The sequence below is a fragment of the Buttiauxella noackiae ATCC 51607 genome (assembly GCF_001654865.1).
GTDB classification, from domain to species: Bacteria; Pseudomonadota; Gammaproteobacteria; order Enterobacterales; family Enterobacteriaceae; genus Buttiauxella; species Buttiauxella noackiae.
The window spans coordinates 89469-103916 of the sequence record NZ_LXEO01000017.1; the positions used below are offsets into that span (position 1 = coordinate 89469).

11 protein-coding genes are annotated in these 14448 nt (G+C 49.4%); 5 read left to right on the plus strand and 6 right to left on the minus strand.

Translation table 11 applies throughout. The features are described from left to right. Positions 1–15: 15 nt before the first annotated feature. The 3 genes from M979_RS07905 to ebgR form a co-directional block, all read right to left on the minus strand. Positions 16–468, minus strand: coding sequence for a beta-galactosidase subunit beta (locus M979_RS07905; protein ID WP_064554374.1), 453 nt, complete (start codon positions 466–468; stop codon positions 16–18). A 13-nt stretch (positions 469–481) separates the two neighbouring features. Then, the gene (gene ebgA, locus M979_RS07910) at positions 482–3553 is read right to left on the minus strand and encodes a beta-galactosidase subunit alpha (protein WP_064554375.1); all 3072 of its coding nucleotides are present in this window, start codon (positions 3551–3553) and stop codon (positions 482–484) included. A 170-nt stretch (positions 3554–3723) separates the two neighbouring features. Beyond that, the gene (gene ebgR / locus M979_RS07915) at positions 3724–4707 is read right to left on the minus strand and encodes a transcriptional regulator EbgR (protein ID WP_064554376.1); all 984 of its coding nucleotides are present in this window, start codon (positions 4705–4707) and stop codon (positions 3724–3726) included. 212 nt (positions 4708–4919) lie between these two features. On the opposite strand from ebgR, the gene ygjJ reads away from it, so the two are divergent. Further along, positions 4920–5960, plus strand: coding sequence for a protein YgjJ (gene ygjJ / locus M979_RS07920; protein WP_425338130.1), 1041 nt, complete (start codon positions 4920–4922; stop codon positions 5958–5960). A 9-nt stretch (positions 5961–5969) separates the two neighbouring features. Beyond that, the gene (ygjK, locus tag M979_RS07925) at positions 5970–8339 is read left to right on the plus strand and encodes an alpha-glucosidase (RefSeq protein ID WP_064554378.1); all 2370 of its coding nucleotides are present in this window, start codon (positions 5970–5972) and stop codon (positions 8337–8339) included. Between the two features lie 175 nt (positions 8340–8514). Here the strand turns inward: ygjK and M979_RS07930 are convergent, their stop codons facing one another. After that, entirely contained in the window at positions 8515–8766 is a 252-nt protein-coding gene (locus tag M979_RS07930; protein WP_034455252.1) for a GlsB/YeaQ/YmgE family stress response membrane protein, read from the minus strand. Positions 8767–8999: 233 nt separating this feature from the next. On the opposite strand from M979_RS07930, the gene ycgR reads away from it, so the two are divergent. Then, positions 9000–9731, plus strand: coding sequence for a flagellar brake protein YcgR (ycgR, locus tag M979_RS07935; protein WP_034457028.1), 732 nt, complete (start codon positions 9000–9002; stop codon positions 9729–9731). A gap of 108 nt (positions 9732–9839) precedes the next feature. Here ycgR and emtA read toward each other — a convergent pair whose 3' ends face one another. Continuing rightward, positions 9840–10448, minus strand: coding sequence for a membrane-bound lytic murein transglycosylase EmtA (emtA, locus tag M979_RS07940; RefSeq protein WP_034455250.1), 609 nt, complete (start codon positions 10446–10448; stop codon positions 9840–9842). Positions 10449–10582: 134 nt separating this feature from the next. Here emtA and ldcA point away from each other — a divergent pair, with 134 nt between their 5' ends. Next, complete coding sequence (gene ldcA, locus M979_RS07945) at positions 10583–11494, plus strand: muramoyltetrapeptide carboxypeptidase (protein WP_064554379.1); 912 nt, start codon at positions 10583–10585, stop codon at positions 11492–11494. 100 nt (positions 11495–11594) lie between these two features. Next, entirely contained in the window at positions 11595–13325 is a 1731-nt protein-coding gene (locus M979_RS07950) for a potassium/proton antiporter (RefSeq protein ID WP_064554380.1), read from the plus strand. A gap of 43 nt (positions 13326–13368) precedes the next feature. Here the strand turns inward: M979_RS07950 and dadX are convergent, their stop codons facing one another. After that, positions 13369–14442: a catabolic alanine racemase DadX gene (dadX, locus tag M979_RS07955; RefSeq protein ID WP_064554381.1), complete on the minus strand. Its 1074-nt coding sequence runs from the start codon at positions 14440–14442 to the stop codon at positions 13369–13371. Positions 14443–14448: the final 6 nt, after the last annotated feature.

Here is a 14448-nt window from a genome sequence, read left to right on the forward strand (position 1 = left end):
CAGGCGTTTAACACCCTATTTATTTAGAAAATACGTTTCTTCAATCGTGACTTTTAAAATCATTTTTTTGACGCCTTTCCCCTGCGAGAACCGGTATGCTCCATGGTTTTCGCAGATGATAATGTTTCCTGCTTTAAGCTGATGTTTAACGCCCTGCCCGCAAAAATATTCACGGTCAGTTTCATCGCTGTAGGCCATTTCAGGGGTTAACTCGTTTTTCGCTGCAACCTCAACTGTTTCTTGTCCCGCAATGTAATAATGAACATCGAAATAACGGCGATTCCCTTCAAATAAATCCATATTATTTATTGGGCCTTCTGCAAGGCGATAAACCAATGAATCACCGATCGAATAAAAAATATCAGGCTTAATATTTTCGAGGTTATTAATGGCTTCGATACAACGCTGCCATTTTTTCCCCGCATGATAAATCTGCTTAAAATCTTCTAAGGTATTTAAAATAATCATTACGTTTGCCCTATCAAGAAAGTACGCGGTTGGTTTGCGGTTGGAAATCGTATTTCGCGAGATCAACCGTCTCCACCTGCGCTTTACTGAACGGCACCATCGTGAAACCGTAGTGGAATGGTTTGAGGTAAACGCGGAATGAATCGAGCACCTCAGAACCCCATGAGTTGGAGCCCAGCCCGAGGATTTGGTCATCGAGGTTTAATGTCAGGTAATCGCCCTTTTCCAGCTCATTAATGTGCTGTGCCTGTTGCAACATTTCTGCGCTATATGGCCAGAGGCTAAAGTTAATCGGCTTACGTGGCTGGATGAAAATACCGTTACCCTTTTCATCTTCAACACTCAACCAACGCACATCCTGGCGATTACCGTTATCCTGCGGGAACGGATAGTTTTCAAACAGGCTTTCTACTGGCTGGCGGTAATGGCCAATCAGATTGCTCTGGCAGCTGTCAGCGTAGTTTTCACCCGGTCCACGGCCATAATATTCCACCTGTTTAAAGCGTGTGCTGATGCCGAAATCGAGGCCGATTTTTGGAATAATGGCCTGATAATTTCCATATGGTGTACCTGACAAATCCAGGCTGACATGGCCTGCCGGAGTTATGCGCCACTGATAAGTGCAGCGCATACCGAAATCAAACACCGGTGGTGCAATCGTGCTGGTAATCTCAACGACAATATCTTCACCTTGCGGGAAATGACGCATGGTGCGGAAATTATGCTGCATCAGGTGTACGTGATACGGCTGCCACAAACCTTCAAATTCCTGTTTGTGGTTATCGATAGTTGGTTTAAAGAAGGTCAGATGCGGTGCACGTCCAACAATCTCCTCACCGTCTACCAACCATGAAACCAGCTCACCGCTCAGGCGACAGAAAGTCAGAGCAAATTGATTGCCGCTGATAACCAGGCTGTGTTGCTGCGTTTCACAGTGTATTGCGCTGTGTTGATTGAGTGGTAATGACTCGCGAGAAACCGCCTGCTGACGCAAGATTTGGAACTGACCAAGCGAGTGCATCGCATCACTCCAGCTTGTCGCACTGCGCTTAACAATTTCAACATTGATAAATACTTCACCTGCTGGCAACACAGGTGTGGTCAGTTGCAGCTCTTCGGCTTCACCTGGTAGCAAGTGCGGCAGTGACAATATTTGCTGCGCGATGGTTTGGCCATCAACCTGATACGCAACCTTGAACTCGATGTCTCCAAGTGCGCTGAACCAGTAACGGTTCTCCACCAGCAGCACATCACCCTGCTGCGTAGGGCGAATATTGACCGGGCAGATCACTTGCTTGTATTCACGTAAGCCAGGGCCTGGGCGTTGATCCGGATAGATAAGCCCATCCATGCAGAAGTTATAGTTGTTTGGGTAGTCGCCGTAATCACCGCCGTACTGATAGCGCTCACGTCCCTGCTCGTCATGCACCAGCAAACCATGGTCGCACCACTCCCAGACGTAATGCCCTTGCAAACTTTTGTGTTGATTAAATACGGCCTGGTATTGTGCTAACCCGCCGGGTCCGTTGCCCATTGCATGGGCGTATTCACAGATAATGCGTGGTTTCGGATGCGGATATTCACCAAAGGCATTCATCATTGAGACACGTGAATACATGGTGCTAATCACGTCCACGACTTCGGCGTCGCGATCTTCTTCATAGTGCACAAGACGAGTGGGATCGAGTTGCTTACAGCGAGCAGCCATCGCACGTATATTGCAGCCGTAGCCTGACTCATTACCCAATGACCAGATGATGATAGAAGGATGGTTTTTCTGCGCCAGAACGTGGCGTTCAATACGCTCAACGTAGGCTTGCTCCCAGGCTGGATCGTCGGTGATACGGCTAATATTGCCGACGTTTGCAAAACCGTGACTCTCGACATCAGTTTCTGCCATTACAAACAGGCCGTACTGGTCGCACAATGCATAGAAACGCGGGTCGTTCGGGTAATGGGCTGTGCGTACTGAGTTGATGTTGTGCTGCTTCATCAGGATGATGTCACGCTCAACACGCGCCATATCGACTGCGCGACCTTTCAGGCAATCGTGATCGTGGCGGTTCACACCATGCAACTTCAGGTAACGACCATTAACGTAAAACAGGCCATCGCGCACTTTGATGTCGCGGAACCCGACTTGCTGTGGCACCACTTCGATGATTTCACCGTGGCTATCACGCAGCGTAAGCAGCAGTAAATAAAGATTGGGGTGCTCAGCATTCCACTGCTTCGGTTGTTTTACCGGTATCAAGAACTGGCAGTTGGCACTGTTTTGTACGCTAAGTGCATCAAGGCGTTGTTCAGCAATACATTTTTCGCCATCAAACAATTGTGTATGCAGCTGTAAGCCCACGACAGGTGTGGCCGATATATTGTTTAAGTCGCACGATACCTGAAGCTCAGCATCACAATAGTTTTCATCAAATTCCGTCACCACGGTTAAGTCATGGACGTGAACTTGTGGCTGACCAATGAGGTAAACATCGCGGAAAATTCCGGCCATCCACCACATATCCTGATCTTCGATATAAGTAGAATCAGCCCATTGCATCACCCGCACGCTCAGCAAGTTCTCTCCAGCCTTCACATACGGGCTGAGATCAAACTCGGCGCTCAGACGACTGCCTTTGCTAAAGCCTACATAGTGGCCATTTACGTAAACTTCAAAATAGGTTTCTACACCGTCGAATTTAATAATGACCTGGCGTTGTAACCAGTCGGACGGTAGCGAAAACTGGCGCTGATAGGCACCGGTTGGGTTGTTGGTGGGAACAAAAGGCACATCGATAGGGAACGGATAACCTTCGTCGGTATATTGCAGTTTACCGTAGCCTTCCATCTGCCACATACCTGGAACAGTGATCTCCCCCCACTCCACCATAGGCTGGTGGTAAAACGCGTCAGGGACTTTTTGCGGGTGGTCGAAATAGTTAAACGTCCATTTCCCGCTTAGCAACACAAAGCCCAGGCTTTGCTCGCGGTTTAGCTCTTTTGCTTTTTCAACACTGTCATAGCCATGGAACCAGGCGCGCGGTGGCAGTCGGTTCTCAGATTGTTTTTCTATGTTTTCCCAATTGTTCACGCCAACATCCTCATTACGTGGGTATGGGCAAACAATAGTAAATATTTAGTAAAACTAAAAATTAAAGTTTACTAAATGACGTAGCGATCACAATAAATCAACATGCGATATAAATAAAAAGCCCTGCTGATGTAAGAAACCAGCAGGGCTTATGAGATTAATTATTGATTTTATTCAGATGTAGCCGTGTCACGCAATTGCAAAGAGCTGGGGACAAATACCGACAGCGGGATGGTGCGATCATCGCGCAGGCGCTCCATCAGCAGGTTAACGCCCTGCGCACCGATGGTTTCGGAATGAATTCTTACCGTTGAAAGTGCCGGGTAAACAAAGCGCGCGGTAGGGATATCGTTGACGCTTATCAGAGCCAGTTGCTCCGGCACTTTAATACCGTGTTCGTGCAGAGCGCGCAAAACACCAATCGCAATGGAGTCGGTCGCGACAAATAATGCTGGTGGATAATCACCTGATGAGGCAAGCATTTTCATCGCACATTGGTACCCGGCCTGGCTACTAAAATCCCCGTAGTAAACATCCTGCGGCTGAACGACTTTTTTACTCCGCCCATAATCAACAAACGCCTGTTCGCGCTGATCGGCATATTCAGGGTCATCCCGACCACCGATAAAACCGATACGCAGATAGCCACGTGAAATAAAGAAATCGATCACCTTCTGGCTAATTTTTGCTAAATCAACGCTCACGCAGTCAAACCGCGGATCGTTAGTGACCCCATCGAGATACACCAACGGTAAATCCTGCTGCTCAAGCACCGCCTGTGTTGCAGGCTGGGGTTTACCAATGACCAGTAAACCGTCGGCTGCAACCAACGGGCGATCGCCTTTGAAGTCGTAACAGGAAACCAACGTGATACCTAACTTTTCACATTGAGTTTCAATGCCATAGCGCATAGCCAGGTAATAGGGGTCGTTGATTTCCAGCTCTTGCCCATGGGTATAAAGGGCAGCAAAGGTAAGACGCTGGCCGGCCTGACGTTTGGCGCTGGGGACTTTGTACTCCAGCCGCTCTGCCGCTTCGAGGATTTTCTGGCGAGTCTGACTCTTCACGCTCAGTGTGGGATCGTCATTCAGGACCCGTGAAACCGTAGCCACAGATACCTGAGCCGCATGAGCTATTTCCTTCAATGTAGCCATAAGATCCCAATAATCAACAGGTGAAAACAATAGCTTAATGGCATTGCGACTACGTGTATAGCCCTACTCGCATTGTGATCCACTTATCGCTTTACCATTTTAAGTGTATATTTTAGTAAAATATTAACTAATATAATCAGCGTCCCACGGATTGATAACCTTAATAACAACAAGGAATAGATTTCATGGTTAAGATTTTCTCTATGGCACCGTTGCTATTACTGCTCGCGCCGTTCGGGGCGTTGCTGGCAGCGGAAGGTGTTGTTCCAGCTGAACGCCAGACTCCACAAGCACCTTTGCTTACAGCAGATAATAGCAAAACCGCCTTTCGTTTTTACGGTGAATTGGGCTTGGGTGGCAGTGTTTACCTGAATGGCGACGACAAGCATAAGTACAGCGACGGGACTTATATCGAAGGTGGCCTTGAGGTCAAACACGGTAACTGGTTTGGTCTGCTGTATGGTGAAGGATGGACGGTTCAGGCAGACAACCATGGTAATGCCTGGGTGCCAGATCATAGTTGGGGCGGCTTCGAAGGTGGGGTTAATCGTTTTTATGGTGGTTACCGCACCGATAAGGGCACCGAGTTTATTTTAAGTGCTCGTAACGATTCATCGCTGGATGATTTGCAATGGTGGGGAGATTTCACACCGGAATATGGCTATGTCATCCCCAATACCCGTGATTTAACCTACGCCGCTAAGATACAAAACCTGACTGGCAAGCTACGTTACAGTGTCACAGTCGCTCCAGAGAGCCGTGTCGACGAAAGCAAAGCGTGGTTGCACTTCGGTAAATATGACCGCTATTCAGATAAATATACCTATCAGGCTATGATCAACGGTTACCTTCAATACGACATTCTTGATGATTTAACCATGCTGAGCGGGTTGGAACTGACCGACGGCACCGGGCAAATGTATTTGCTGGGTTTGCAGGGTAAACACCTCGCTGGGCGAGTCTGGCACCACACTGGCAAAGGCGATGGTTACAACCCTGGCAGTGAAAGCGGCATGATGGTCAGCGGCATGGTTGAACCGGCTAAAGGACTTTATCTTTCAACCGCCTGGAGTTATGCGCGGCATCTGATGGATAACGCCGAAGACCAGGTCACCTCTTACGCACAGTTTGGTATCTGGTACGAATACTTCGGTGGAAAATTCGCCACTGCACTCGACAGCCGTTTTTATCTTCATAACGACACCACGAACGCCAGCAACTCGATATTCGTGATGCAATATTTCTACTGGTAAGGATACATCATGAAAACAATTTTCCGTCTTGCCCCGCTCGCGATGCTGCTTGTACTTGCGGGTTGCCATTCAACAAAACACGGCACCACCACGTTAAAGGCCTATGATTTCCAGAACGTTATAGACCGCACCGGTGCGCCGCACGCGATGCTTGATTACGATTTCGACGAACATCAACGCTTTAATCCGCTTTTTGATGATGGCGCCTGGCATGGGCATTTGCTGCCAGCAAGTAGCGAAGGCATGGGTGGTTTTCCAGGCCCAGCTTTGCTGACCGAAGAGTACATCAACTTTATGGCGAATAATTTCGACCGTCTGAGTGTGTATCAGAATGGCAAGAAAATCGCATTTACTATGAAGGCATATAGCATTCCAGGGGCATTGATACAGACACTCACCTCCCCTGGTGTCACAGTGAAAATGACGCTGCGCTTTGTTACATCACGCACTTCATTGCTGGAAACAGAAATCACGACTGACGCGCCACTGGAGCTGGTTTGGGATGGCGAGTTACTGGAGAAGTACCATCTTCAGGAGCAAAAATCTCAGTCTGATGAAACCATTGAGCAGGCGTTTCCGGGCTACACCCGCACGCTGCATGCCACATCAGATGGTCTGAATGTCACTTTTGGCAAAGTACGTGCCGACTCAAACCTGATGACATCTGGCCAATCACAGTACCAAATCCATAAAACGCTGCCGATGCGCACCCAAATTGACGGCCACCGCTTTATTGCAAAAGCTAATATTGAAGGCTCAACCACCCTCTACACCACTTATTCTCATTTGTTGACAGCTGCTGAAGTACAAAAAGAACAAAGTAAAATCGCCGATATTCTCAAACATCCTCAGCCATATCTGACGGCATCCGAACAGCGGTGGGAAGGTTATTTGAAATCAGGGCTAAAAAACCCTGCCGCGACGGCGGCGCAAACCCGTGTGGCAGTAAAAGCTATCGAAACGCTGAATGGAAACTGGCGTGGCGTGGCAGGTGCGATGAAGTTTGACTCCGTCACACCATCTGTAACTGGACGCTGGTTTTCCGGCAACCAGACCTGGCCGTGGGATACCTGGAAGCAGGCTTACGCTATGGCACATTTCAATCCTGACGTAGCAAAAGATAACATCCGCGCAGTCTTCGCCTGGCAGATTCCAACAGACGACCCGTTACGCCCATGGGATGCAGGCTTTGTTCCAGATTTAATTGCCTATAACACCAGCCCGGAGCGTGGCGGTGATGGCAGCAACTGGAATGAACGCAATACCAAGCCTAGCCTTGCTGCATGGTCTGTGATGGAAGTCTACAAAGCTACGGGTGATAAAAGCTGGCTTGAGGAAATGTATCCGCATCTGGCGGCCTATCACGACTGGTGGCTACGTAATCGTGACCACAACAGAAATGGTGTACCGGAGTATGGCGCCACGCGTGACAAAGCCCATAACACTGCAAAAGGTGAAATGATCTTTACCGTCAAGCGCGGTAGCAAAGAGCAAAAAATGGTAGGGCTTGATAACTACAACCGGGTTTTGCGTAGCGGGAAATATGACAGCATTGATATTCCGGCTCAGGTTGCTGCTTCGTGGGAGTCCGGACGTGATGATGCTTCCGTATTTGGCTTTATCGACCCTGACCAGTTGCAACGTTATCTGGATAAAGGCGGCAAGCGTGAAGACTGGCAAGTGCTGTTTGCTGAAAACCGCGATTCGAGTGGGAGCCTTGTCGGTTTTTCACTTTTGCAGGAGTCTGTTGATCAGGCCAGCTATATGTACAGTGACAGCAGCTATCTGGCTGAAATGGCAAAAATTCTCGGCAAACCGGAAGATGAACAACGTTTTAGTCAACATGCTAAGAAACTGGCCAGTTATATCAACACCTGTATGTTCGACGATGCCACTGGTTTCTATTACGACATTCGGATTGAAGATAAACCTTTAGCCAATGGCTGTGCAGGCAAACCAATAGTTGCGCGGGGCAAGGGACCGGAAGGATGGTCACCGTTATTTAATGGCGCCGCCACTCAATCACATGCGGATGCCGTCGTGAAGGTCATGAAAGATCCGAAAGAGTTTAATACCTACGTGCCACTGGGGACTGCCGCACTGACGAATCCGGCATTTGGTGCTGATATTTATTGGCGTGGACGAGTGTGGGTGGATCAATTCTACTTTGGGCTAAAAGGAATGGAACGTTATGGCTATCGCGCCGATGCCGTGGAGATGGCTAATCGTTTCTTTGCCCACGCCAATGGCCTGATGAGCGATGGTCCAATTCGCGAGAACTATAATCCGCTTAATGGCGCACAACAGGGGGCACCGAATTTCTCCTGGAGTGCTGCGCATCTCTACATGCTGTACAACGATTTCTTCACGCAAAAGTAGTCAACGTAAAACGGCCCCAGAAATGGGGCCGTTACAAAATACCTAAAAACCTATCCTCTGAATACCTGGCATTGCATCAAGGCAGCAAACTCAGGAATCTCCAGTTACTTACTCGAGTAAGTGACTGGAGTGAGTACAGCAAACGCCGAGGCAACGTCAGGCATGGCTAGAATAGTTAGCGTCGAACCATGCGGTAAATAACCAGAACAATAATCGCACCGGCTACTGCGACAAGGAAACTTGGCAAGTTAAAGCCCGTGACACTGCCGCCGATATGAAGAAATGTTGCAATCCATCCACCAACGACAGCACCAATAATCCCTAAAATACAGGTCACGATAAAACCGCCGCCGTCTTTACCAGGCATAATTAGTTTTGCGATAACACCAGCTATCAAACCGAAAATAATCCAGGCCAGAATACCCATGTTGAACATCCTCTTCATTATTGTGTGTGGTAACAAGCCAGAATCCGCATCAGTTTGGCCGCGAGTTCTGTCTGTCGGTACGCTAAGTATAATCAAATGTTAGGAAAATGTGACTAGCATCACTAAGCTATTGAATTTATCCGCTTCACGCCTTGAGATTTATCTTAAGTTTTTTACATTATTGCCGATAAGTTTGCTTACCGCTTTCAAAACACCACAACATGGACCTGGCCTTGAGTAACTATAACGAGCAGTTTCTGAAACAAAGTCCTCTGGCAGTATTAGGCGTGTTACGTGATCTCCATAAAAACCAAGTGCCGGTTCGTCTGAGCTGGCCATCGGGGCAATTTATCAGCAAGATCCTTGAGGTCACGGCAAATGGTTTGATCGTGGATTTTGGAAGCCAGGGGCATGAAAATCAGTCGGCGCAAAAAGCGACCAACATACAGTTCATCGCTGAGACGGAAGGGGCGAAGGTAGAGTTTATAATGCCTAAAATGCAAGTTATAGATTACCTGAACTTACCCGCATTCCACGCCCCGCTACCTCCCGCTTTGTGGTTTGTGCAACGCCGGGAATATTTTCGCATCAGTGCCCCGCTTCAGCCCTATTACCTTTGCAATACCACGCTCTCTAATGGTTCTCCATTCCAGTTCAGGCTATGTGATTTGTCATTAGGGGGAATGGGCGCATTAGTTGACGGGCCTCTGCCTGAAGGGTTGAGCGCCGGAATGCGTTTTTCACAAGTGGAAATAGATTTAGTGCAGTGGGGTAAATTTCATTTTGATATGCAGTTGATAACGCTTTCTGAACGAAAAGTGATCGACAACAAAAATCAGACCATCAGCACTCCTCGCCTGAGTTTCCGCTTCCTGAATGTGAACCCGGCCGTTGAGCGCGAGCTGCAGCGCATTATCTTTTCGCTGGAACGATCGGCGCGTGAAAAAGCAGAACGAGTGAAGTAGACAGTTTAAGGCTGAGACTAAAAAATTCGAGTTGCATCAAGACCACAAAGCCGCAAACCCCGGAAGCATAGAAAAATGTGACAGGGATTTGCGGCTGCGCTTTAAGTGTTACATGGCGTTTAAAGCCCGCGACACCTTATACAGATAACGTGGTGCCTGAGGTGCCGGATGGTTCTTCGCGATGTAATCGTAAAACTCGTCAGGGCTCAGGTCATTAATCTCGTTAATGGCCTTTTTGCGATCCGATGAGAAGGTTCTGAGCAAAGCGCCCGCACCGTTGGCATAAGAAGCCAGCAACGCATATTGCATCGTTTGCGGATCTTCAATACCAGCCAGAATGCCATGTTCCAGAATGCTTAAGTAAGCTGTGCCAATCGAAATGTTTCGCGCCGGATCTTTAAGCTCGCTGGTTGACGGCTCGCCGCCCCATCCCAGATGGCGATATACATCACGGCCAGCGGTTGAGGCTTTAATCTGCATCAAACCAACCGCGTTGGACTTGCTGACAAGCGTAGGATTACCGCCTGACTCCACTGCAATAATCGCCGTAACCACCCGAGGACTTACTCCCCACTCTTTTGCGGCCTGATCGGTTATTGGCATCCAGGTTAATGCACGTTGTACCGGTTTTGTAGGGTCCCACTCGGGCTGTTTGGTGGTATGACTTGAACAACCTGCTAAAAACAAAACCAATACAATGAGCCATCTGATATTCACGCATCTATCCTTATAAAATTACCCGGAATATTGAAATCTGTGGGGTAAACAACATTGATTCATCGCCGCCTGGCGGATGACAACCACCTTTGATAACGGCATGATAACCAATTCACTTTCAGCAAGGAAATGCCATGTCCACGATTCGTTTGATTGCCCCTTCAGGTTTCTGTGTTAATCAGGCTGCTGCTGCGCGCGGGATCGAACGCCTGAAAGCCGCAGGCCATCGAGTGGAAAACCAATCCGTTGTGACCCGACGCTTTCAGCGTTTCGCCGGAACTGACGACCAACGACTTGCTGATATTCAGGATTTATCCGCACTCCCGAATGAATGCGATATCGTTCTGGCGGTGCGCGGTGGCTATGGTGCATCCCGTTTGCTTGAAAATATTGAATATTCGAGCCTGGGACACGCGTTCCACGAACGTACACCGATTATTTGCGGGCATAGCGATTTTACCGCAATTCAGTTAGCCCTCTTATCCCAGACCGGTGCCATTACCTTTAGCGGACCAATGCTTGCCGGTAATTTTGGTGCCGATGAGTTAAACAGCTTTACCTGGCAGCATTTCTGGCAGGCGATTACTGAGCCGCAATTTACCCTAACCTGGCAGAGTCCAACACCTGCATGTTCGGCAAGTGGCACGCTATGGGGAGGAAATCTCGCCATGCTGGTTTCAATGTTGGGCTCGCCGTGGCTCAACGTGATTGATGGTGGCATTTTAGTGGTCGAAGATATTAACGAGCACCCTTTCCGCGTGGAACGCCTGTTATTGCAACTCCACCACGCCGGAATTTTAGCGCGTCAAAAAGCCCTGATTCTCGGTAGTTTCAACGGCGCAACGTTAAGTGACTACGACGGCGGTTATGATTTCGATGAAATGTGTCGCATGTTAGAGCAGCGGTTATCCATTCCCGTGCTGCGCGGTTTACCATTTGGTCATGAACCCGAAACCGTCACTCTGCCATTGGGCGCTTTTGGCGAACTACAGCATGACGGGCAAACCGCCAGCCTCACCGTCAGTGGCCATCCGGTAATCAGGTAAAAAAATTCGTTTCAACCCCTCAGATAGCACGATGAATCAATAGTTTCCGTGTTAATATTTTCCACACGAATAGATACAGGCGCAAAGGAGAAAGATAATTTTGGACGCAGGGGCAATAGTCAGTCTGTTTATTTTAGGTTCCGTACTGGTAACTTGTAGCATCTTATTGAGTTCCTTTTCCTCGCGTCTTGGTATCCCCATCCTGGTTATATTCCTCGCTATTGGTATGTTGGCGGGGATTGATGGCATTGGTGGCATTCCGTTTGATAATTATCCTTTCGCTTATTTAATCAGTAACCTGGCTCTGGCGGTGATTCTGCTTGATGGCGGTATGCGCACCCAGGCAAGCTCCTTTCGCGTAGCCCTGGGCCCCGCACTATCACTTGCGACCGTCGGTGTGCTTATCACCTCAGGCTTGACTGGCATGGCCGCAGCCTGGCTGTTTAATCTCAATCTCATCGAAGGTTTGCTGATTGGCGCGATAGTCGGTTCAACGGATGCGGCAGCCGTATTTTCCCTTCTGGGCGGCAAAGGGCTGAACGAACGTGTTGGCGCAACGCTTGAAATTGAATCGGGCAGTAACGACCCGATGGCTGTGTTTCTGACCATCACGCTCATTGAGATGATTCAGAAAGGGCAAAGCGGCCTAAGCTGGATATTCCTGGTGGATATTATCCAGCAGTTTGGTCTGGGGATTTTGCTTGGCCTCGGCGGCGGTTATCTGCTGCTGCAAATGATCAACCGCATTACGCTGCCACAAGGGTTGTATCCGCTGCTGGCATTAAGCGGTGGGATTATGGTGTTTGGTATCACTACCGCGCTAAACGGCAGCGGTATTCTGGCGGTCTACCTCTGTGGTTTCCTGCTCGGCAACCGCCCTATTCGCAGCCGCTTTGGCATCTTGCAAAACTTTGATGGGCTGGCATGGTTTGCGCAAATTGGCATGTTTCTGGTACTGGGCTTGCTGGTCAATCCAACCGACCTGTTGCCGATTGCTATTCCGGCGCTGCTGCTGTCTATCTGGATGATTTTCTTTGCTCGCCCGTTATCTGTTTTTCTCGGCCTGCTTCCGTTCCGTGGTTTTAACCTGCGCGAGCGTGTGTTTATCAGTTGGGTCGGCCTGCGCGGCGCGGTGCCAATCATCCTTGCTGTATTCCCGATGATGGCGGGCCTTGAAAATGCGCGCCTGTTCTTTAATGTCGCCTTCTTCGTGGTGCTGGTGTCGCTGTTATTACAAGGCACGTCGCTCGGTTGGGCGGCAAAAAAAGCTAAAGTTGTGGTTCCGCCCGTCGGCTGGCCTGTATCCCGCGTTGGCCTGGATATTCATCCGGAAAATCCTTGGGAGCAGTTCGTTTATCAGCTTAGCGAAGATAAATGGTGCATCGGTGCCTCCTTGCGGGATCTGAAAATGCCGAAAGACACGCGCATTGCCGCGCTATTCCGTGACAATGTTCTGATGCAACCCGGCGACCGTACGCGTTTGCAAGTGGGTGATGTGCTCTGCGTCATTGGTCGTGAGCGCGATCTACCCGCTCTGGGTAAGATGTTTAGCCAGTCGCCACCCGTCGCACTCGACCAACGCTTCTTCGGTGATTTTATTCTCGAAGCCAGCGCCCAGTTTGGTGATGTCGCGACCATTTACGGGCTGGAACTTGATGATAACGTCGATACTCAACAAACATTGGGTGAGTTTGTGGTGAGCATGTTAGGCGGCGCGCCGGTAGTGGGTGACCAGGTGGAGTTCGCTGGCATGATTTGGACTGTCGCTGAGAAAGAAGATAACCAGGTGCGTAAGATTGGTGTGCGCGTCGAGAGTGAAGAAACTGAGTAAGCAGGATAAAGGGCGGGAAACCGCCCTTATGAGATTTAAGCAATTAAAACTGCGTCACTACCGGTACTCGTGGCGCCAGGGCACACATCAATTCATACCCCACCGTACCAGCTGCATGGGCCACATCATCAATTTTCACTTCATTGCCCCATAATTCGACCGGGCTACCAATACCAGTGTGCGGACATGGGGTGAGATCCACCGCCAACATATCCATGGAAATAGCCCCTACGGTATGCGTTAGCACCCCATCAACACGCACTGGCGTACCATCTGGCGCATGGCGCGGGTAACCATCAGCGTAGCCGCAGGCAACAATACCAATACGCTGCTCGGTATTTGTACGGTAACGACTGCCATAGCCCACGGCATCGCCCGGTTTAAGACTCTGTACACCAATAATTTCACTTTGCAGGCTCATTACTGGCTGCAAGCCGCTGGTGGCAACATCGCACCATTGCCCACTCGGAGATGCGCCATACAGAACAATCCCTGGCCGCACCCAGTCGAAATGCGCTTCCGGGTGCCAGAGTGTTGCCGCCGAATTAGAGAGCGAACGCGGGCACTCTAAACCTTCAGCCGCCTGCTCTATGCGCTTCATTGGTTCAACTATGCCATCAGGTTGTTCTGCATCGGCAAAGTGTGCCATCAAAGTAAGTTGACCGACATTCGGAATAACACGTAGTTGCTGCCATATAGAATGCACCCGGTCAGGGCTAAACCCGAGACGGTTCATCCCACTATTCATCTTCAGGTAAACATCGAGCGGCGCATTAAGTTTGGCATTAGCTAAAGCTTTTACCTGCCAGTTACTGTGCAGGCTGGTGGTCAAACGATACTGGTCAAACAGCGGCAACTCATCGGCGTGGAAGAAGCCCTCCAGCATTAAAATCGGCCCTTTCCAGCCTTGTTCACGCAGCAGGATGGCTTCTTCAATATTAAGCATCGCGAAACCATCGGTTTCCCTTAACGATGACCAGATACGTTCAATCCCATGACCGTAAGCATTCGCTTTAACCACCGACCAGACTCGCGAATGAGGAGCGGCCTGGCGAACAACATTTAAATTGTTACGTAGCGCGCTGAGATTCAACGTCGCAACAACAGGACGGGACATTGTCCT

Bases quoted from the DNA above. Each gene is read 5' to 3' on its own strand.
- ygjK (WP_064554378.1), top strand. From the start codon at position 5,970: ATGAAAACAATTTTCCGTCTTGCCCCGCTCGCGATGCTGCTTGTACTT.
- ebgR (WP_064554376.1), bottom strand. From the start codon at position 4,707: ATGGCTACATTGAAGGAAATAGCTCATGCGGCTCAGGTATCTGTGGCT.
- M979_RS07905 (WP_064554374.1), bottom strand. From the start codon at position 468: ATGATTATTTTAAATACCTTAGAAGATTTTAAGCAGATTTATCATGCG.
- ldcA (WP_064554379.1), top strand. From the start codon at position 10,583: ATGTCCACGATTCGTTTGATTGCCCCTTCAGGTTTCTGTGTTAATCAG.
- M979_RS07930 (WP_034455252.1), bottom strand. From the start codon at position 8,766: ATGGGTATTCTGGCCTGGATTATTTTCGGTTTGATAGCTGGTGTTATC.
- dadX (WP_064554381.1), bottom strand. From the start codon at position 14,442: ATGTCCCGTCCTGTTGTTGCGACGTTGAATCTCAGCGCGCTACGTAAC.